Below are 19526 nucleotides of genomic sequence, written 5' to 3' on the forward strand. Positions count from 1 at the left end.
CTCCCACGTCCGGCGCCGGCCGGATCATTTCATCATGTGATACGAAGTTATGGCATATGGGCTTTTATGGTCAAGCCACTTAACCGACATCGCAGTGATTGGCCTTACCACCAAGTGAGCCGCGATCACGCGAGTCTGGGATGACAGGGATAGCCGCAATGCGCTCCAGATCCGCACCGGCGCACCCTTGGTATGACAAATCGGTTGCACCAACCGAAAAAGCTGATAATTCTACAAGCTGAATTCGTGTTTCATATTGTGAGATTATCGGGGCGTATATCCCGGAGCTCACGAAGTGTTCGGTTCGGGAATAACAGGCGGACGCCTGACCCCGCGCCGGATGAGTGCGTGCACAACACGGTGGGAGAGGGGAAACCATGAATATTCGATCGACGTCGCGCGTCCGGATGGCAGCAACTGCCTCCTGGGCAGCTCTGGGCCTGGCGCTTGCCTGCGGAGGCCAGGCGATGGCGCAGACGACGCCGGAAGCCGGCGAACAGACCGCCGCCCCCGAAGTCGGCGAAGACAGCGAGGCCCAGTCCGAGGCGATCATCGTCGTCGGCTCGCGCGCCAGCCAGCAATCGGCGATCGGCCGCAAGAAGAATGCGCGCACCGCGACCGACTCGATCGTCGCCGACGACATCGGTTCCTTCCCCGATCGCAACGTCAACGAAGCCATTTCGCGCATCCCGGGCGTCGCGCTCAGCCGCAACGAATTCGGCGAAGGCGAAGGCGTGGCCGTGCGCGGCAACGGCCCCGATCTCACGCGCGTCGAACTCGACGGCATCGGCGTCCAGGCGACCAATTCTCTAGCGATTGACGGCGGCAGCAGCCGCGGCGCGGATCTGCGCGAATTGCCCGCCGAGCTGGTCAAGAGCGTCGACGTGGTCAAGGGATCGACTGCCGACCAGACCGAAGGCTCGCTGGGCGGCAGCATCTCGATCAAGACGCGCACCGGCCTCGATTTCAAGAAGCCCTATTTCTCGCTCCGCGCCGGCGCCGGGCAGAACTCGATCGGCCGCGACTGGACGCCCGATTTCAACGGCGTCGCCGCCACCAAGCTGTTCGGCGACCGGCTCGGCGTGATCGTCAGCGGCAATTATTCCAAGCTTCAGAATAACGGTCACGGCTTCGAGACCACCACCAGCAACAACCGCGGCTATGCGCGCCTGTTCGATTTCGATCAGTCGGCGGAGAAGACCTTCACCTTCAATCCGGCGACGGTGGGCACCGACGCCGCCGACGTCGCCTTCGCCAACAGCACCGCGCCGGACGGCACCACGCTGACGCCGCGCGAGCTGATCACGCTGTCCGCGGGCGCCACCAGCAAGGCGCAGTGTCTCACGCTGTTCCCGCATCTCGCGCCCGCCGCCAGCACCGCGACCCGCAACCAGCGCATCCTCGAGCAGCAGACCTGCCTCAATCAGTGGAACGACTATACGCCGTCGCTGATCCGCAACTTCATGAACACCCAGACCGACGAGCGCTATTCGTTCGACGGCCGCCTCGATTATCGCGTGACCGACAATCTGACGATCTTTGCCAAGGGCACGATCGCCAATCGCAAGGTCCACGATCAGAATCGCAGCCGCAATCCGGTCAGCCTGTTCAACCAGAACATCAACGGCACGTTCGATATCTCGACTGCGGCGACCAATCCGCGCACGCGCACCGTCTCTCCCAATGCGCCGGCGGGCTATTATCTGTTCGATCCCAGTTACGGGATCAACAATGTCAGCAGCAATGCGGTGCTGGGCAACGTCCTCAACGTGATCCCGGGCAGCGTCGTCGTCGATGACGCGCACAACGTCACCAAGATGACGCTGACCAACAATTCGGTGAACATCGACCAGATCGAGAACCGCATCGATACCAAGACCAAATATGCCCAGGTCGGCGGCGAATATCGCGGCGATCGGCTGCTGGTCGAAGCGATGGCGGGCCTGACCACCGCTGAGACCCGGCGCGGCGACATGCGCACCTCGCGCAACTATGCCTATGGCAATGCCGAACTGACGCTCCAGCCCAACGGGCTGTGGGACATCGGCTTGCCTGCTACCTATGACGAAACCAACCCTGCGAACTTCGCGCAGGTGAACCCGGCGGCCTGCGTCGCGGGCGGCAGCAATCCGGCGACCTGCATCGGCCAGAATGCGGTCGCCGCGAGCGCCACGGGACCTGCCACGCCGCAATATCTCGTGTCGCAGATGCCGCTGACCACACCGACCTTCGCGGTCCAATATTCGCCGCGCATCGGCGAATCGACCGAGAAGATCGCCAAGCTCGATCTTACCTACGACACCAACGACATGCTGCCGTTCATCACCCGCTTCAAAATGGGCGGGATGTTCCGCGACAACGACATCAAGCGCTGGGGCGCCGGCGGCTACACTGCCAGCCCGCAACGGGGCGTGTTCGGCCAGGCCGGCTATGTTCCGGCGGTGATCGTGCCGATCGCCCAGGTCCGCGGCACGCTGCGCGCCTGCGAGCCGACGGCGGGGTCGTCTGCCCCGGGCGGGCTCTCGTGCAATTATGGCTTCGTGCCCAGCACCAATCCGGCGAATATCCGTTCGGGTGTCGATACGCTGACGCGGCAGGAACTGATCGATCTGTTCACCAAGACGCTCGAAGCCAGCGATTCGAACTATTTCGGCGACGTGCCGAATCGCGGCAATCTGCCGCCCGCCTGGCAGGGCATCCGCACCGACCAGCTGTTCGCCGCGCTCGGCGCGTCTGACTTCATGAACTTCGATTGCATGAAGCAGTGCGTGGGCAGCGACGGCCAGACCTATGATCAGCCGATCACGCGCGCGAACGAGACGACCAAGAACGTCTACGCGATGTTCGATTTCGAGCAGCGCCTGCCGCTCGGCATGCTGTTCAACGGCAATGTCGGTCTTCGCGGCGTGTTCCGGACGGTCGAATCGTCGGGTCTCCAGACGATCTCGACGATCCGCACCAGCGCGACGTTCAACCCGGCCGATCCCAACAACGCCGGCGGCATCATCACCTATACCTATGCCCAGAACACCAATTTCAAGAGCAGCACCAATGATTGGCTGCCCAGCGTCAACCTCAACTTCTGGGGCTTCAACGAGAAGCTCGTCCTGCGGCTGTACGGCGGCAAGACGGTGGCGGCGCCGAACATCAACAATCTGATCCCCGGCGGCACCTGCATCATCGACGAGCGCGTCGATCTCACGCCCAGCGACGATGATTATGGCTGCACCGGGCGTGTCGGCAATCCGGCGCTCTCGCCGTTCAAGGCGTGGAACTACAATGCCAGCCTCGAATGGTATCCCAACGCCGACACGATGTTCTCGGCGACCTATGGCAAGCTCGACGTCAAGGTCGGCAACCCGATTTTCGTGACCGTGCTCGAGCGTCCGTTCGCGGACAGCACCCAGACCAACCCGATTACCGGCACGCCCTTGTCCGAGCTCGAATTCCAGGTGCCGACCTATGCCAACGGTCCGGGCTACAAGCGCGACATCTGGGAATTCTCGGCCAAGACCGCATTCACCTTCCTGCCCTGGTTCCTGAAATACACCGGCGCCGACGCCAATCTGTCGATCCTTACCTCGGCAGTCACCTCGGGCCAGCAGGATCCGCTGACCGGCGACGTGATGCTGCCGCCCGACGAGTCCAAATATTACGCCAACGCCTCGCTCTGGTATGACGATGGCAAGCTCAACCTGCGCGTGGCCTATCAGAAGCGCAGCGCGCGCTTCTCGTGCATCACGCCGTGCGGGGGCAACACCAACGACATCAACTATCCGGGTGAACAGTGGACCAATGTCCGCCTCGTCGCGCCGGGCTATAATCCGGGCGTGCCGCGGTTCAACGACGGCTCGACCTTCATCGACGCCAAGATCTCGTACAACATCACCCGCAGCTTCCAGGTCTATGCCGAGGGCCGCAACATGACCCGTCAGGTACAGACCGTCTCGACCGGCGATTACGTGCCCTTCGGCGACGGTACGCCGCGGGTGATGCGGATGAACTATGGCGGCCGCCGCATACTTGGCGGTGTGCGCATCCAGTTCGGCAACTGATGTCCGGCCTGCCGCGCGCGTCGCTCGATCAGGGCGCGCGCGCGGTGCGGGTTCAGCTCGACGCGTCCGATCTCGGCACCGTCGAGCTGGCGCGTCCCGCCCTCGACGAACTGCCCTATCGCGATTTCGTGCGCGCATTGCTCGCGCGGCGCGGCTTCAAGCTCCACTTCAACCGGCTGGAACCCGAAGCCGCGCTGGCGATGGTTTCCGATCAGCTGCTCGGCCCTGGCGCCTTCGTTGCGGAACGCGCGCGCTTCGCCGAGGACATCGCGGCGCTCGCCACGCTGGCAGGCGGGTTGGTGGATGCGCGGGCGTCAGTATCGTTGCGCACCTATTTCGCGCCCGGAGACCTGGTGTGGCACGTCGACCGCGTCCACGAGGCGCAGGCGTTCCGCTTGGTGTGGCCTCTGGGGCGGCCAAGTGGAATGCGCGTCACGCCGCGTGACAACATCGACGTCGACATGTTCCGGATGTTCCACCACCGCGAACATGCCCTGCTCTGCCGCCTCGACACCCAAATCCTCCGTACCGCCGCCGATGTCGAGACGCTCTGGGCGCATCGCCCCGCCCAGCTCCAGGCCATGATTTCCGGCCAGTTCCCCTTCCTGATCGACCCCGACCGCGATTGGGAAGTTACACCCGGAGCAGCGAGCATCCACCGGGTCCAGACGCCGGCCCAGCCCGGCACCTACCACCGCTCCTCCTGGGCCAATCGTCATGCCCCGGGCCTGCAGGTCGTAGTCACCGCCGCGGCGGATCCGCTATGATGCGCTACCGCTCGCTGGGACGAACCGGACTCCAGGTCTCCGAGCTCGCCGTCGCGGTGTGCGGCGCTGGCGACGATCCCGAAGAAGCCCGCGCCACGCTGGCGCTCGCATTCGATCGCGGAATCAATGCAGTAACGATCGATGCCGGCGACGCAGACGGCGTCCGCTTGCTCGGCGCATCCCTCGGGCAGGCCCCGGACAAGGCCGGCATCCACGTCATCGCCCGACCGACGTCGCTGGTGCCCTTCGATTTGCCGTCGCCGCATGTGCCCGCCCAGCACGCCTATCCCGGCGCGCATCTCCGCGCCGAGGTCGAGCGATTGCGCACAGCGCTCGGCGTCGAGCGGCTGGCGCTGGTGCAGCTCCACGCCTGGTGCCCCGAATGGCTGCACGAGGGCGATTGGCTGGACACGCTCCGGCGCCTGCGCGCCGAGGGAAAGATCGCCGGCTTCGGCATATCGCTGTTCGACCACGACATCGAAGCCGCGCCCGAAGCCGTCGCCAGCGGCATGATCGACGCGGTGCAGCTGATGCATAATGTCTTTGATCCAGCCGGCGCGGCGCTGTTCCCGCATTGCCAGGCGCACGACGTCGCCATGGTCGTCCGCGCGCCGCTCTATTACGGCGCAATCGCGCCCGGGTTCGGCGAAGCGGTCTTTTCGGATCGCGACTGGCGCCGCGGCTATTTCTTCGACGCTCATCGGCGCGAGACCGTTGCGCGCGTCCACAATCTGGCGGACACGACCGGGTCGCCCGAACGTTCGGTGACCGATCTGGCGCTGCGCTTCTGCCTGTCGCACCCCGCGGTCTCTACGGTTGCCGTGGGAATGTGCCGGCGCGAGCATCTCGAGGCCAATCTGCGCGCAATGCTCGCCGGCCCGCTCGATGCCGATAGTCGCGCGGCACTGGCCCGCCACAAATGGCTCGTCTGACGCGCGGACACTGCCTCATTTTTGTGCAGGCTTTCGCATCTGCACAAAAATTTACAGTTCGGTGACATTTGACTGCCCGCTCCGGGCGCGGAATCACGTAAAATTCCGGCTGGCACGCCCCTTGCTGAGCTGCCCTCGGGTTAACCGCCAAGAGGGGGCGACATGAAGCTCATCATCGCCATCATAAAACCGTTCAAGCTGGACGAAGTGCGCGAGGCGCTCACGCAAGTGGGCATTGCGGGCATGACCGTCACCGAGGTCAAGGGCTTCGGTCGGCAAAAGGGCCAGACCGAGATTTATCGGGGGGCCGAGTACAGCACCAACATGGTGCCCAAGATCAAGCTTGAGATCGCGTGCGGGGCCGACATCGTCGATCGCGCCGTCGAGGCGATCCAGGCCGCGGCCAGCACCGGCGCTATCGGCGACGGCAAGATTTTCGTCCTCGATCTCGGCCAGGCGGTGCGCATCCGCACCGGCGAGACCGACGAGACGGCGCTGTGATGAAGGGGGATCAGATGAAGCTAGCAACCAAACTGGCCGCGGGGGCAGGGCTTGCCCTGTTCGCGGCGCTGCCCGCTTGGGCACAGGACGCCGCGCCTGCAGTGGCGACGGTCGTTCCCGACGATTCGATGGTGAGCAAGGGCGATGTCGCCTGGATGCTCGTCTCGGCGGCATTCGTGCTGATGATGTCGGTTCCCGGCCTCGCGCTTTTCTATGGCGGCCTCGTCCGCACCAAGAACATGCTGTCGATCCTGATGCAGGTGCTGACGATCGTCTGCGTCGCCGGCCTCGTCTGGTGCGCCTGGGGCTATTCGATGGCCTTTACCAACGGCGGTTCGCTGAACAGCTTCGTCGGCGGCTTCTCCAAGGTCTTCCTCCAGGGCGTCGATGCGAACACCTTCGCGGCGACCTTCTCGAACGGCGTCTATCTGCCCGAGACTGTATTCGTCGTCTTCCAGATGACCTTCGCGATGATCACCCCGGCGCTGATCGTTGGTGCGTTCGCCGAACGCATCAAGTTCACGCCGCTGATCCTTTTCGTCGTCGCATGGCTGACCTTGGTCTACTTCCCGATGGCGCACATGGTCTGGTACTGGCCCGGCCCGGACTTCCAGCCCGGCCTGCCTGACGATCACGGCTATCTCTGGGGTCTCGGCGCACTAGACTTCGCCGGCGGCACCGTCGTCCACATCAATGCGGGCATCGCCGGCCTCGTCGGCTGCCTCGTGATCGGCAAGCGCACGGGCTACAAGACCGATCCCATGCCGCCCCACTCGCTGACCATGACGATGATCGGCGCGGCCCTTCTGTGGGTGGGCTGGTTCGGCTTCAACGCGGGCTCCAACCTCGAAGCCAACAAGTTCGCCGCGCTCGCCTTCGTCAACACGATGACGGCGACCGCCGCTGCAGGCGCTGTCTGGGCGATCATCGAGCAGGTCATCCACAAGAAGCCGTCGCTCCTCGGCGCAGCCTCGGGCGTTGTCGCCGGCCTAGTGGCGATCACCCCGGCCGCAGGCTTCGCGCATCCGATGACGGCGATCGTGCTCGGCGCGGTGGCATCGGCGGTGTGCTTCTTCTTCGTCACCACGGTGAAGAACAAGCTGAAGTATGACGACACGCTCGACGTGTTCGGCGTCCACTGTGTCGGTGGCATCGTCGGCGCGATCGGCACCGCGATCGTCGCCGATCCGGCGCTGGGCGGCCAGGGCTTCATGGACTTCAACGTCATCCCGGCGGTCGCCGGCACCTATGACATGGGTGCGCAGCTACTCACCCAGGCCAAGGCGGTCGGTGTGACGCTGGTGTTGTCGGGCGGGGTCACCGCTATCCTGTTCCTCGCGATCAAGCACACGATCGGGTTGCGTCCCAGCGTAGAAGTCGAGCTCGAAGGGCTCGACATCAACGAGCATGGCGAGCGCGCCTACAACTACTGACGAGATCGGGCGCCGCGCACGCTCCTGCCAGCGCGGCGCCCAAACGACGTTCCTCCTGCGGACGACTGGGCCGGTGGTTTTCGAACCGCCGGCCCTCTTTTTTTGCGTGCGGGCCGTGCGCGGCGTATGACGGCATCGGGGCTGACCGGGGGGTGCCATGCCGAAGCCGAACGACTTCCATATCGGGGTGATCGAGTTCTTCTCGATCCTGCTGCCGGGCGCGCTGCTCACCGCCGCGCTGGTCGGGCGATTCCATCCCGAGTTTCAGGAGCCGCTGCGCGCGCTGCTGGCGCCGGCCGGCGCGGATTGGGTGGCGTTCGCGCTCACTTCCTATGCCGCGGGCCATTTCATATTCTTGGTCGCCTCGCTGCTCGACGGGCAGGTCTATGACCGCCTCAAGCTGTGGAAGCGGTTCCGCGGCGGCGGCGATCATTGCTATGCGCGGGCCACGGCAGCGCGCGAGCGCTTCTTCGACACCACGGAGAAGGACGTGCCGATGAACAGCTTCGCCTGGGCCAAATCGGTGCTGCGGCTACGTGCCCCGGCGGCGCTTTCGGATGTCGAGCGCTATGAGGCGGACTCGAAGTTCTTCCGGTCGCTCGTCGTGGTGATTCCGGTCGCGGCGCTGCTGCTCGCCACGGGCCCAGTGGTGGCCGCACTCGCGGCGGCGCTGACGCTCGCCTCGTTCTTCCGCTATGCCGAACGGCGCTACAAGAGCACCGAATGGGCCTATCGCTACCTGCTGGTCCTGATCGAGACGCGTTAGAATTCGATCTGGGTGCGGCTGGGCGATGGCCGTTTCCCGGTGGCCGAGCGGTGTCTGCTGCTGCCTGACAAACCGCTTGAAAGGTAGGATTTTGCCTGCTGAGGCCGATGCTCGGGGCCTTGCCCCTTGCTCTTTGACATTTTCCGCAGGGTCACACTGCCGCCGGAACATGCGCGACAGTGTGTCTCTGGTATGGCCTTTGCTTTTGCTATGCGCCCCGCTGACAGCCCTCGCCTCGACCAGCCAGGGGCAGCCGGACCCCGGCTTAAGGCCGGGGTCCGGCGCTAGGATGGTTCGGCCCTAGCCTAGATCCTGGGAAATGAACGCCGCGCAGCGTTCGCCGATCACGATGCTCGGCGCATTGGTATTGCCGCCGATCAGGCGCGGCATCACCGATGCGTCGGCGACGTACAGCCTGTCGACGCCCCGCACCTTGAGCCGCGGGTCGACCACGGCCTCCGCGTCCGATCCCATCCGCGCCGTGCCGACCGGGTGGTAGATCGTGTCCGCCCGCGCGCGGATCAGCGCGTCGAGCGCGGCATCGTCGGTCAGGTCGATCGGATAACGGTCGCGGCCCTTATAGTCGGCGAGCGGCGGCGTATCGAGAATGCGGTACATCGCGCGTACGCCGGTCTTGAGCACTGCCATATCGCGCGGGTCGCTCAGGAAATTCGGATCGATCAGCGGCGGCGCCGCGGCGTCGGGCGACTGGAGCCGGACGGTGCCGCGGCTTTCCGGGCGCAGCACGCAGGCGTGGCAGCTATAGCCATGCCCCTTCACCCTGGCGCGGCCGTGATCCTCGACGATCGCGATCAGGAAGTGGAGCTGGACGTCGGGCCGCTCGCCGGCGAGTTCGGTACGCAGAAACGCGCCCGCCTCGGCATAGGGCGAGGTCATTCCGCCGCCACGGGTGAACAGCCATTGGAGCAATGCACCGACCGATTTTAGCGTGCCCAGCGCCGATCGGCCGAGGAACAGGCTGCCGTCGGTCTCGAACGCCGCAGTATAGTCGATATGGTCCTGGAGGTCGGCGCCGACTGCCGGGCGGTCGATACGCACCGCCAGCCCCATCTCGGCGAGATGCGCAGCCGGGCCGATCCCTGACAGCATCAGCAGCTGCGGTGTCTGGAACGCCCCGGCAGCGAGCACCACTGCGCGCCGCGCCCGGATCTCGTGCGCCTGCCCGTGCTTGCGATAGGCGACGCCCGACGCACGGCCCTCGTGAAACAGGATGCGCTCGACCAGCGCGTCGCAGACGATGTGAAGAGTGTCGCGATGCTTCGCCTCCAGATAGGCGCGCGACGCAGTCCAGCGCTCGCCGTTCTTCTGGGTCACCTGATAGAGCCCGACGCCGTCCTGCCGGGCGCCGTTGAAGTCGGGGTTGACCGGGATCTGAAGCCGCGACGCCGCTTCGATGAAGGCGCGCGAGCCCGGATGCGCATGGTCTTGGTCGCTGACCCAGAGCGGGCCATCGTCGCCGTGAAAGGCGTCGGCGCCTCGGACATTATGCTCGCTGCGGCGGAACCAGGGCAGCATGTCGCCCCAGCCCCAGCCGGTGCAGCCCAGGTCGCGCCACTCGTCATAATCGCGCGCGTTGCCGCGATTGTAGAGCATCGCGTTGATCGCGCTCGATCCGCCCATGCCTTTGCCGCGCGGCTGGTAGCCGCGGCGCCCGTTCAGTCCCGGCTGCGGCACGGTCTCGAAGCGCCAGTTGGTCTTGTCGGTCTGGAACGGCATCATGCCGGGCATGATCGTCTTGAGGCTGGTGTTGCGCCCGCCCGCCTCGATCACCGCGACGGTGTATTTTCCGCCCTCACTCAGGCGGCCTGCGACGGCGCTCCCGCCCGATCCGCATCCGATGACGACGATATCGGCTTCTTCCACGAATCCCCCCGCTCCTGGCGGGCTGTTTCCCAGCGCGCCTTTATCGTTTCCGACGTGTCCCGGCTGCCGTCATGGCTCCATCCCGGCGGCCGGATCAGGTAGTTGAGCCGCGCACGCCAGCTTGGCGCGTGCCAGACGTCCTTGGCGATCCCCACCCATTCGTGCGTCGCGGCCCACAGGACATTGAAGCTGCCCAGGTCCTTGACGATGCCGTAGCGCGGCCGGTCGTCGTCGCGTTCGGGCTCGAAGGTACCGAGCAGGCGGTCCCACACGATGAATACCCCGGCATAATTGCTGTCGAGGTAGCGGGGGTTGGTCGCGTGGTGGACGCGGTGGTGCGACGGCGTGTTCATCACCGCTTCGAACCAGCGCGGCATCCGCCCGATCACTTCGGTGTGGATCCAGAACTGGTAGATCAGGTTGAGGCCGGCCACGAAGAACACCATCGCCGGGGGGAAGCCGATCAGGAACAAGGGCAGGCGGAACAGGAAGCCCAGACTGAAGAAGCCGGTCCATGTCTGCCGCAGCGCCGTCGAGAGATTATAATGCTGGCTCGAATGATGGATGACGTGGCTCGCCCAGAACCAGCGGACGCGGTGCGCCGAGCGGTGGAACAGATAATAAGCGAAATCATCGACCACGAAGGCGATGGCGAACCAATACCAGGCATAGCCGATGTCGAAGGCGCGGAACTGCCAGAGCCATGTCGCCAGCGCGAAGACCAGTCCGCCCGACAGGACCCCGGCGATCGTGCTGCCGGTTCCCAGCAATAGCGAGGTCAGCGTGTCGCGCGGCTCGTAGCGGGTGCGGTCCTTGATCCGCGCGACCACCATCTCCGCCAGCACCAGCAGCACAAAGGCGGGAATTGCCAGCGTCACGGGATCGGCGAGCTTCATGCGAACGGACTTACATCAATGTCAGTTGCGCTTCCAGCCTGTCGACATCTTCTGGCAACACGCCGAACAGCATGACCGCGCCGAACATCCGCTCGCCGGTCTCGATCGTGACACCCTCGGGCGAGGCGCGCTTCCACAAAGGCCGCGCCAGCCGCCGGACCGACACTTTGGCGCCGTGGCGCTTCACTACCGCGATGCCGTCATTGCCCAGCACCAGAGCCGCCGCGCCATTGCTGCCGACCAGCGCGGCGCGCGCGACGAACCCGCTGAGCGCATCCTCGGCCATCTGCTTGGCGGTATTGGCGTCGGCGATCCGGCTCTCGCCCAACTTGAGCAGCCACGAGACCCACGCCAGCACGAGAACGGCGGCCAGCGAGCCGCCGAGCTGCATCCAGTTCATGCGCGGCCGGAAAGCGCGTCGAGAAGAGGACGGAGTCCCGAAATGTCATACCCCGCACCCGCCGCCTTGGCCGTCAGCGCGTCCGGATCCCCACCGCGGCTGGCCTCGGCGAGTGCCCAGAGATTGCACGAGCGCGTTCCCGAGCGGCAATAGGCCAGAACCGGCCCGCCGGCGTCCTCGATCGCCTTAGCCATCGCTTCGACCTGCGTCGCCGAGAAGCCGGCATGCGTGACCGGGATCTCCGCATAGGACAATCCTGCCGCCTCGGCCGCGGCGCGCACCGCGTCGCCCGTCGGCTGGCCGAGCTCCTCGCCTTCGGGGCGATTGTTGACGATTCCCCTGAACCCCGCCGCAGCGATGTCCGCCACCTCCTCGGGCGCGATCTGCGGCGCCACCGATATCTGCTCGTCGATCTTCCGGATCATGCCGCCTCGCGAATTACCTGCAGGAACGTGTCACCATAAGCCTCGAGCTTGCGCGCGCCAACGCCCGAGAGTTGACCCAGTTCGCCCAACGTCCCGGGCCGCGCCAACGCCATGTCGCGCAGCACCGAATCGTGGAAGATCACATAGGGCGGCAGTCCCGCTTCCATCGCGATCTCGCGGCGCTTGGCGCGAAGCGCCTCGAACAGCGGGTTGCCGATCGGATTGGCGTCGCCGCCGGCCGCGGTGCGTCCGCGCTTGGTTCGCCGCTCGCGCTTGGGCGGAAGCACGAGCTTGAGATCGGTCTCGCCCTTGAGGAGCGGCCGCGCGCCCGGACCGAACTCGAGCCCGCCATGGGCATTGGCCCGCAGTGCGTCGCGCAGCAGCAGCGCGCGGGCCACGGGCTTCAGCAGCGCCGCCTCGTCGCCATCAACGATCCCGAACACCGAGAGCTGCTCGTGCCCGTTCGTCATGCTGCGCTCGCTCGACTGGCCGAGCAGGATCGACTCGATATAGCCGGTGCCGAACATCATGCCGGTGCGGAACACCGCCGACAGGAATTTCTGCGCGGTTACGGTAACATCGACTGCCGCGGGCGGATTGAGGCAATTGTCGCAATTGCCGCAGCTCTCCGACGCGTCTTCGCCGAAATGGCGGAGCAGGATGCGCCGGCGGCAGCCACCAGTCTCGACCAGCGCGCCCAGCGCTGACAACCGCGTGCGTTCGCCTGCCTGCCGCCCGGCATCGACTTCGCCGATCCGCTGGCGCGCCCGCGCAAAATCCTCGGCACCCCAAAAGAGGTGTGCGACTGCGGGGTCGCCGTCGCGGCCGGCGCGGCCGGTCTCCTGATAATAGGCTTCGATCGACTTGGGCAGGCCGGCATGTGCGACGAAGCGGACGTCGGGCTTGTCGATTCCCATGCCGAACGCCACCGTCGCGACCACGACCATGTCCTCGCTGGCGACGAACGCGGCCTGGTTGCGGCGGCGCACCGCGGGATCGAGCCCGGCATGATAGGGCAGCACGCTACGTCCGGTCTCGGCGAGTTTGTCGGCCAGCTTCTCCACGCCAGCGCGAGTCTGTGCGTAGACGATTCCGGGGCCCGGCTGCTCGGCGATCAGGTCGATGATCTGGCGCGTCGAATTGTCGCGCGCGGTGATCGTGTAGCGTATATTGGGCCGATCGAACCCCGCGACGATCATCCCGTCGATCGGAATGCCCAGCTGCTCGCAGATATCGGCGCGAGTATGCGCATCGGCGGTCGCGGTGAGCGCCAGCCGCGGCACCTCTGCGAAGCGATCGAGCAACGGCCGCAGCAGCCGGTAGTCGGGGCGGAAATCATGCCCCCATTCGGAGACGCAATGCGCCTCGTCGATCGCGAAGAGACTGAGCCTGGTCTGGGTCAGCAGGTTGCGAAAGCCCTCGCCCGAAGCGCGTTCCGGCGCAACATAGAGAAGATCGAGCTCGCCGGCGCGGAAGCGCGCGATCGTCTCCTCGCGATTCTCGTCGACCGAGGTCAGCGTCGCCGCACGGATGCCCACGGCTTCGGCGGCGCGCAGCTGGTCGTGCATCAAAGCGATCAGCGGCGAGACGACTACGCACGTCCCGTCGAGCGCCAGGCTTGGCACCTGATAGCATAGCGATTTGCCCGCGCCGGTCGGCATCACCGCCAAAGTGTTGGCGCCGGCCATCACCCGATCGATCACCTGAGGCTGCACCCCCCGAAAGCCGGGGAAGCCGAAGGTTTTACGGAGGATGTCCAGGGGCGCTTTCACCGGGCTTCGTTAGGGCCCGCGAAGGGGTGGTGTCGAGAGGCAGAGCAGGGTCGGGGCGTTCCATCCACAGGGTTTCGATGGGCTGCGGCACTCGGTACTTTGAACTGCGGCTCTGATCGGTCAAAGCGGACGGCGAATGACGGTTCGCGTGGAAATGGGCAAGGATACGGGCGGCGCGCCTGTGTCGATGGATCTCGAGGAGCTCCTGGCCACGCGTCTGCTCGTCCAGGGCAATTCGGGTTCGGGAAAGTCGCACCTGCTGCGCCGGCTGCTCGAACAATCGGCGGGTCAGGTCCAGCAGGTGGTGATCGATCCCGAGGGCGATTTCGTCACGCTGGGCGACCGCTATGGTCATATCGCGATCGAGGCGACCGAGCACAGCGAGCGCGACGTCGCCCGATTTGCCGCGCGCATCCGCGAGCATCGCGCCTCGGTAGTGCTTAGCCTCGAAGGGCTCGAGGCCGAGGGTCAGATGAAATGCGCCGCGGCCTTCCTCAACGGGCTGTTCGACGCGCCGCGTGACCATTGGTATCCCGCGCTGGTCGTGGTCGACGAAGCGCAGCTGTTCGCGCCTGCGGGCGGCGGCGAAGTCGCTGAGGACGTCCGCCGCGCGTCGCTGAGCGCAATGACCAACCTGATGTGCCGCGGCCGCAAGCGCGGGCTCGCTGGGGTGATTGCCACCCAGCGGCTCGCGAAGCTTGCCAAGAACGTCGCCGCCGAAGCCTCGAACTTCCTGATGGGACGCACCTTTCTCGATATCGACATGGCGCGTGCCGCCGATCTCCTCGGCATGGAGCGCCGCCAGGCCGAGGCGATCCGCGACTTGCAGCGCGGCCATTTCCTCGCGCTTGGGCCGGCAGTGGCGCGCCGCCCGGTGTCGATCCAGATCGGCGCAGTCGAGACCAGTGCACGTAGCTCGAGCCCCAAGCTGACGCCGCTGCCCCAGGCGCCTACGGAAGACATCAAGGATCTGCTGCTCGCCCCCGCCGAGCCCAACTGGACGCCGCCAGCACCCACACCGGTGCCGACCCAGATGCCTTCCGAACGGCTGATCGAGGCGCTTGCACGTTCGACGCCCGCTCCGGCCGAGGACGTGCCCGACATCGATGCCGAAGAGGCTGCCGGGCGTATTGCCGAGGTGCTGCGCGACATCGTCGAAGACAGCGAATCGACCTTTCGGTCGCCGTCGGTGCTCTATCAGGACTTCCTTGTCCGTTGCCGGATGGTCGGACTCGCGCGACCGCCGCTCGATCTTTCGAGCTTTGTCCGCCGCCTCTCGGCGGCGCGTGCGGGCATCCATGGTGATCCCGATGCTGAATGGGCACAGGCGCTCGAGGCGGCGCGCGCGCTGCCTGACGACATGCTCGGGCCGTTCCTGCTCGTCGCCCGCGCCGCGCGCGAGGGTCTGCCCTGTCCCAGCGACACTGAACTCGCCGCAACCTATGGCACCAGCTCGCTCGGCCGGGTGCGCCGCTTGCTGACCTATATCGAGAGCAAGGAGCTGTTCGTCACCCGCGTCGACTTGGCCGGCAAGCGCTCGATCACCATCCCGCGGCTGGGCTGGACCACGCAACCCGCCGAATTGGGTTAAGTCCCGCTTCTAAAATCGTGCGACCGTGATAGTCTCGCGTGACAACGGGGGGGACGTGGCATGGAAAACAACTTCGACGATTCAGACGAGCCGCGCGGTTTCAATTTGGGGCGTAGTTCGCTGGCGATAGCGGGGATCGGGTTGATCTATGGCGCCGTCGCGCTGTTCGGCTTCGTCTGTTATCTGCTCGTCCTCGACGATACCAAGGCCAGCGAGCGCGCGACCACGCTGGCCGATTTCACGCCCGAGCTCATCCTCAGTTCGATCGGCCTGATCGGCGCAGTGCTGGGCATCCAGCTGCTGCGATCGGTAGGGCTGTCGCGCGGCCAGCAGCCGGGCCGGGTGATCAACAGCGAGGAATGGCAGGCGATCAGCGAGCAAGTGAAGTTGGGTCAGGAAGAGGCGGTCACCCAATATATCCGGCTCACCAGCCTCAGCGGCTTCACCGGTGCATTCACCAAATTGGGGCTGACCGGGCTGCCGCTTGCGACGATTGGGCTGACATTGTTTTTCTCGGTCCTCGCAATCGCTTATCCCACCTTCATGGACATGGCCAAGCTGACGCTCGGCGCGTTCATCGGGTCATTCGTCCAGAAACAGGCGGGCGCGGGCGGATCGGTGAAGCTGCCTGGCGGTCAGACGGTATCGGTAAACGCGCCGCCGGTCGCCTGAAGCACCTGCCGGAGCCACGCTTCCGTCTCCACAGGGTGCGTCACGGGAAGCATATGGCCGCCGTCGATCAACGCTACTGTCGCGCCGGGGATCTCGGCGGCGGTCCGCTCGCCATTCAGCCGCGGATCGAGCACCGCGTCGCCGCGGCCGTAGAGAATCGCCACCGGCACGCGCATCTCGGCATAGCGCGCGGTCAGCGCCGCCATTTCGCCCGGCGCGGTGTGGACCTCGAACGATCCCGCCATATAGCTTTTGGGGCGCATCGCGAGCGCACCACCGCCGGCAAGCGCGAAATCGGCAGGCACCGGATCGGGCGCGAAGATCGCCGCGGCGGTTGCGGCGCCGGTGCGCAGCCCCATAGGCACCACCACGGTCCACGCGAGCAGCGGACGCAGGGCGAGCGGTGCGAGCAGCCCTTTGAACACGGCCGGGACCCTATCGACGACCTGTGCGAGCGGTGCGATCAGCGCGAGCCCGCGAACCAGCTCGGGGCGACCAATGCCGAGCGCGAGGCTCACCGCGCCGCCCATCGAATGTCCGACCAGCAAAGGCTTTTCGAGGTCGAGCTGCTCGATCAGCGCGGCGATCATCCCGGCCTGCGCGGCGATACCCGGCCGGGGCCCATCGATCGACGAATGTCCCCAGCCGGGCCGATCGACCAGCACGACGCGGTGATCGGCGGCGAGCCGGCCGGCAAGCGAATGCGAGAAGTTGCGGAGCTGGCCCATCAGCCCGTGGACCATCACGATCGCGGGGCCCTCGGCCTCGGGATTCATGTCGACATAATGGAGCCGCGCACCGGCGACTTCGGCGAACTTGCCCTCGGCGGGCACCAGTTCCTCGGCCTTGCGCCCGACATAGGCCGACCAGCCCGCGAGCCCCAATGCGAAGATCCCGGCCAGCCCCAATGGTATCAGCATCGCTTCCCTCTCGTGCGTCGCATGGCTAGAACCTAGGCATGTCCGACGTACGCAACAACGAAGAACGCAGCCGCTACGAACTGGTCGAGCAGGGCCATCTCGCCTTTGCCGAATATGCCATCGACGGCGAGGTGATCACCTTCACCCACACGATCGTGCCCTCGGCGCTGCAGGGAATGGGCGTAGGCAGCCGGCTGATCGCGGCGGCGCTCGCCGATGTGCGCGGCCGGGGGCTCAAGATCCGTCCGCAATGCCAGTTCGTCGCGGCCTATATCGCCAGGCATGCCGAATGGCAGGATCTGCTGGTCTAATCTAACGCCTCCATTCCAAGGAGGATAAGCGAAGGCGGCGCCTCACTCCGCCGCGAGTTCTTCGCCGGCTTCGCGTTCCTGCGCCTGGCGCGCCCACATCTCGGCATACAGGCCATCGTGCCGGAGCAACTCGGCATGCGTGCCCTGCTCGGCGACGCGGCCTGCTTCCAGCACGACGATGCGGTCGGCATGGACCACGGTCGACAGGCGATGGGCGATCACGATCGTGGTGCGACCGCGCTCGATCGCTTCCAGCGTCGCCTGAATATCGGCCTCAGTGCGGCTGTCGAGTGCGCTGGTCGCTTCGTCGAGGATCAGGATCGGCGGGTTCTTGACCAGCGTCCGCGCGATCGCGACGCGCTGCTTCTCGCCACCCGAAAGCTTGAGCCCGCGCTCCCCGACGCGCGTGTCGAAGCCGTCGGGAAGCGACTGGATGAACCCGGCGATCGCGGCACCGCGCGCAGCCGCTGCAACTTCGTCGGAGTCGGCGCCCTCGCGGCCATAGGCGATGTTGTAGCCGATCGTGTCGTTGAACAGTACCGTGTCCTGCGGGACGATGCCGATCGCCGCGCGAAGGCTCGCCTGAGTCACGGCGCGAATGTCCTGCCCGTCGATCGTGATCCGACCATCGGTGACGTCGTAGAAACGGTACATCAGCCGCGCCAGCGTGGACTTGCCCGCGCCGGAGGGGCCGACCACGGCCACGGTTGCACCCGCGGGAATGTCGAGGTCGATGCCCTTCAGAATCTGCCGGTCGGGATCATAGCTGAATTCGACGTTCTCGAAGCGGACGTGCCCACGCGCGACGTCAAGCGGTGTCGCCCCGGGCGAATCTGCGATCTCCTCCTGCGTATCGATCAGGTCGAACATGCTGCCCATGTCGATCACGCCCTGGCGGATCGTGCGATAGACCCAGCCGAGCATGTCCAGCGGGCGGAATAGCTGGCTGAGCAGCGTAGAGACGAGCACGACGTCGCCCGCGGTGAACCGGCCCGTGCTCCAGCCCCAGACGATCAGCGCCATGCCGGCGCCGAGCATCGCGTTGGTGATCAGCGCTTGGCCAATGTTGAGCCAGGCGAGCGAGTTCTCGGAAGTGACCGCCGCCTTCATGTACGACGTCATCGCCTTGTCGTAGCGCGCGGCCTCGCGCGCTTCGGCGTTGAAGTACTTCACCGTTTCGAAGTTGAGCAGCGAATCGACTGCGTGTGCCACTGCGCCGGTATCGAGGTCGTTCATCTGCTCGCGCAGCTTCGATCGCCAGTCCGTCACCCAACGGGTGAAGGCGATATAAACAACCACCATTGTCACCGTGCCGGCCACCAGCCAATGACCGAACCGCGTCCAGAAAATGCCGATCACCAGCCCGAGTTCGAGGATGGTCGGGGCGATGTTGAACAGCAGGAAATACAGCATCGTATCGATGCTCTTGGTGCCGCGCTCGACCACCTTGGTGATCGCGCCGGTGCGCCGTTCCAGATGGAAGCGCAGGCTCAGCCGGTGGAGATGCGCGAACACGTCCGACGCCAGCCGGCGCGTGGCGTCCTGCCCGACCTTTTCGAACACGGCGTTGCGCAGATTGTCGAACAGTACGCCGCCCAGCCGAGCGGCGGCATATCCCACCACCAGCGCGGTCACCAGCCACACCGCGTCGCGCGATCCGCTCGCCATCCGGTCGATCGCACCCTGCAGCGCGAAGGGCGCTCCATAGACCTGGATCAGCTTGGAGATCACCACCAGGACCAGTGCGATCACGATACGTGCGCGCAGCCCGGGCGAATCCTTCGGCCACAGATAGGGCAGGAAGCGCCGCATCGTCGCGAGCAGCGGCCGCTCGGGCGCGGATTCAGAATTCATGGGAGGCATCAAGTCCCGATTTGGTGCGCCGGGCGCCGCGATGCAACGTTTTGCCGGAACGTGCGCGGCCTCGCTTCGTTTTATCCGCGAAGGGAAGGACGATGGATCAGGTCCTCTATGTGCTGGCGATCATGGGTTGCGGGGACGATTCGATGCAGTGCCAGCAGGCCCGTATCGAGCCCGCCCGATACACCTCGATCCAGGCGTGCCAGCAGGAAATGCCCGGTGCGCTCCAGCGCAACACCGACATTGATTATCCGGTGATCAGCGCCGCATGCCAGCGCATGACGCCGCAAATGGTCGATGCCCGCCGGACGCGAACCGAGCGGGCCGGCAGCTAGGCCGTC

The 19526-nt window shown here is 65.7% G+C and carries 17 protein-coding genes; 10 read left to right on the plus strand and 7 right to left on the minus strand.

Annotation, left to right across the window (positions count from 1 at the left end; genetic code table 11):
- Positions 1 to 377: 377 nt before the first annotated feature.
- The 6 genes from BXU08_RS15250 (at position 378) to BXU08_RS15275 (ending at position 8454) form a co-directional block, all read left to right on the plus strand.
- Positions 378 to 4055, plus strand: a complete 3678-nt coding sequence (locus BXU08_RS15250; RefSeq protein WP_077510831.1) for a TonB-dependent receptor — start codon at positions 378 to 380, stop codon at positions 4053 to 4055.
- Positions 4055 to 4822 carry a hypothetical protein gene (locus tag BXU08_RS15255; RefSeq protein ID WP_077510832.1) on the plus strand — a complete coding sequence of 256 codons (768 nt, stop codon included), beginning with the start codon at positions 4055 to 4057 and terminating at the stop codon, positions 4820 to 4822. The genes BXU08_RS15250 and BXU08_RS15255 overlap by 1 nt, the downstream gene beginning before the upstream one ends.
- Complete coding sequence (locus BXU08_RS15260; RefSeq protein WP_077510833.1) at positions 4819 to 5754, plus strand: aldo/keto reductase; 936 nt, start codon at positions 4819 to 4821, stop codon at positions 5752 to 5754. Before BXU08_RS15255 ends, BXU08_RS15260 begins: the two co-directional genes overlap by 4 nt.
- Positions 5755 to 5916: 162 nt before the next feature.
- Positions 5917 to 6255 carry a P-II family nitrogen regulator gene (locus BXU08_RS15265; RefSeq protein WP_077510834.1) on the plus strand — a complete coding sequence of 113 codons (339 nt, stop codon included), beginning with the start codon at positions 5917 to 5919 and terminating at the stop codon, positions 6253 to 6255.
- A 14-nt stretch (positions 6256 to 6269) separates the two neighbouring features.
- Positions 6270 to 7688, plus strand: a complete 1419-nt coding sequence (locus tag BXU08_RS15270) for an ammonium transporter (protein ID WP_077512468.1) — start codon at positions 6270 to 6272, stop codon at positions 7686 to 7688.
- Between the two features lie 157 nt (positions 7689 to 7845).
- Positions 7846 to 8454, plus strand: a complete 609-nt coding sequence (locus tag BXU08_RS15275; RefSeq protein WP_077510835.1) for a hypothetical protein — start codon at positions 7846 to 7848, stop codon at positions 8452 to 8454.
- 300 nt (positions 8455 to 8754) lie between these two features.
- Here BXU08_RS15275 and BXU08_RS15280 read toward each other — a convergent pair whose 3' ends face one another.
- From BXU08_RS15280 to recQ, 5 genes are read right to left on the minus strand one after another with little or no spacing between them, the layout of a single operon-like run.
- Entirely contained in the window at positions 8755 to 10338 is a 1584-nt protein-coding gene (locus BXU08_RS15280; protein ID WP_077510836.1) for a GMC family oxidoreductase, read from the minus strand.
- A complete protein-coding gene (locus tag BXU08_RS15285; RefSeq protein WP_077510837.1) occupies positions 10272 to 11234 on the minus strand; it encodes a sterol desaturase family protein in 963 nt (320 codons plus the stop codon). Before BXU08_RS15285 ends, BXU08_RS15280 begins: the two co-directional genes overlap by 67 nt.
- A 10-nt stretch (positions 11235 to 11244) precedes the next feature.
- A complete protein-coding gene (locus tag BXU08_RS15290) occupies positions 11245 to 11634 on the minus strand; it encodes a hypothetical protein (protein ID WP_077510838.1) in 390 nt (129 codons plus the stop codon).
- Positions 11631 to 12059, minus strand: coding sequence for a TIGR01244 family sulfur transferase (locus BXU08_RS15295; RefSeq protein ID WP_077510839.1), 429 nt, complete (start codon positions 12057 to 12059; stop codon positions 11631 to 11633). Before BXU08_RS15295 ends, BXU08_RS15290 begins: the two co-directional genes overlap by 4 nt.
- Entirely contained in the window at positions 12056 to 13831 is a 1776-nt protein-coding gene (gene recQ, locus BXU08_RS15300) for a DNA helicase RecQ (protein WP_077510840.1), read from the minus strand. Before recQ ends, BXU08_RS15295 begins: the two co-directional genes overlap by 4 nt.
- A 136-nt stretch (positions 13832 to 13967) precedes the next feature.
- Between recQ and BXU08_RS15305 the strand changes: the two genes are divergently transcribed.
- Both BXU08_RS15305 and BXU08_RS15310 read left to right on the plus strand, forming a co-directional pair.
- Entirely contained in the window at positions 13968 to 15422 is a 1455-nt protein-coding gene (locus BXU08_RS15305) for an ATP-binding protein (RefSeq protein WP_077510841.1), read from the plus strand.
- A 60-nt stretch (positions 15423 to 15482) separates the two neighbouring features.
- Positions 15483 to 16094 carry a hypothetical protein gene (locus BXU08_RS15310; protein ID WP_077510842.1) on the plus strand — a complete coding sequence of 204 codons (612 nt, stop codon included), beginning with the start codon at positions 15483 to 15485 and terminating at the stop codon, positions 16092 to 16094.
- On the opposite strand, the gene BXU08_RS15315 is transcribed toward BXU08_RS15310, so the two are convergent.
- Positions 16058 to 17014, minus strand: a complete 957-nt coding sequence (locus BXU08_RS15315; RefSeq protein WP_077510843.1) for an alpha/beta fold hydrolase — start codon at positions 17012 to 17014, stop codon at positions 16058 to 16060. The genes BXU08_RS15310 and BXU08_RS15315 overlap by 37 nt on opposite strands.
- 38 nt (positions 17015 to 17052) lie before the next feature.
- Between BXU08_RS15315 and BXU08_RS15320 the strand changes: the two genes are divergently transcribed.
- The gene (locus BXU08_RS15320) at positions 17053 to 17325 is read left to right on the plus strand and encodes a GNAT family N-acetyltransferase (protein ID WP_077510844.1); all 273 of its coding nucleotides are present in this window, start codon (positions 17053 to 17055) and stop codon (positions 17323 to 17325) included.
- 42 nt (positions 17326 to 17367) lie between these two features.
- Here the strand turns inward: BXU08_RS15320 and BXU08_RS15325 are convergent, their stop codons facing one another.
- A complete protein-coding gene (locus BXU08_RS15325) occupies positions 17368 to 19188 on the minus strand; it encodes an ABC transporter ATP-binding protein/permease (protein ID WP_077510845.1) in 1821 nt (606 codons plus the stop codon).
- Positions 19189 to 19280: 92 nt separating this feature from the next.
- Between BXU08_RS15325 and BXU08_RS15330 the strand changes: the two genes are divergently transcribed.
- Positions 19281 to 19520 (plus strand): hypothetical protein, encoded by a 240-nt coding sequence (locus tag BXU08_RS15330; protein ID WP_077510846.1) that lies wholly within the window; start codon positions 19281 to 19283, stop codon positions 19518 to 19520.
- The last annotated feature ends 6 nt before the right edge of the window (positions 19521 to 19526 follow it).

Source organism: Sphingomonas sp. LM7 (genome assembly GCF_002002925.1).
Taxonomy (GTDB): Bacteria; Pseudomonadota; Alphaproteobacteria; order Sphingomonadales; family Sphingomonadaceae; genus Sphingomonas.

Excerpts from the sequence above, each read along its gene's own strand:
- BXU08_RS15250 (WP_077510831.1), top strand. The coding sequence starts at position 378 with ATGAATATTCGATCGACGTCGCGCGTCCGGATGGCAGCAACTGCCTCC.
- BXU08_RS15255 (WP_077510832.1), top strand. The coding sequence starts at position 4,055 with ATGTCCGGCCTGCCGCGCGCGTCGCTCGATCAGGGCGCGCGCGCGGTG.
- BXU08_RS15260 (WP_077510833.1), top strand. The coding sequence starts at position 4,819 with ATGATGCGCTACCGCTCGCTGGGACGAACCGGACTCCAGGTCTCCGAG.
- BXU08_RS15265 (WP_077510834.1), top strand. The coding sequence starts at position 5,917 with ATGAAGCTCATCATCGCCATCATAAAACCGTTCAAGCTGGACGAAGTG.
- BXU08_RS15270 (WP_077512468.1), top strand. The coding sequence starts at position 6,270 with ATGAAGCTAGCAACCAAACTGGCCGCGGGGGCAGGGCTTGCCCTGTTC.
- BXU08_RS15275 (WP_077510835.1), top strand. The coding sequence starts at position 7,846 with ATGCCGAAGCCGAACGACTTCCATATCGGGGTGATCGAGTTCTTCTCG.
- BXU08_RS15285 (WP_077510837.1), bottom strand. The coding sequence starts at position 11,234 with ATGAAGCTCGCCGATCCCGTGACGCTGGCAATTCCCGCCTTTGTGCTG.
- BXU08_RS15290 (WP_077510838.1), bottom strand. The coding sequence starts at position 11,634 with ATGAACTGGATGCAGCTCGGCGGCTCGCTGGCCGCCGTTCTCGTGCTG.
- BXU08_RS15295 (WP_077510839.1), bottom strand. The coding sequence starts at position 12,059 with ATGATCCGGAAGATCGACGAGCAGATATCGGTGGCGCCGCAGATCGCG.
- BXU08_RS15305 (WP_077510841.1), top strand. The coding sequence starts at position 13,968 with ATGACGGTTCGCGTGGAAATGGGCAAGGATACGGGCGGCGCGCCTGTG.
- BXU08_RS15310 (WP_077510842.1), top strand. The coding sequence starts at position 15,483 with ATGGAAAACAACTTCGACGATTCAGACGAGCCGCGCGGTTTCAATTTG.
- BXU08_RS15315 (WP_077510843.1), bottom strand. The coding sequence starts at position 17,014 with ATGCTGATACCATTGGGGCTGGCCGGGATCTTCGCATTGGGGCTCGCG.
- BXU08_RS15320 (WP_077510844.1), top strand. The coding sequence starts at position 17,053 with ATGTCCGACGTACGCAACAACGAAGAACGCAGCCGCTACGAACTGGTC.
- BXU08_RS15325 (WP_077510845.1), bottom strand. The coding sequence starts at position 19,188 with ATGCCTCCCATGAATTCTGAATCCGCGCCCGAGCGGCCGCTGCTCGCG.
- BXU08_RS15330 (WP_077510846.1), top strand. The coding sequence starts at position 19,281 with ATGGATCAGGTCCTCTATGTGCTGGCGATCATGGGTTGCGGGGACGAT.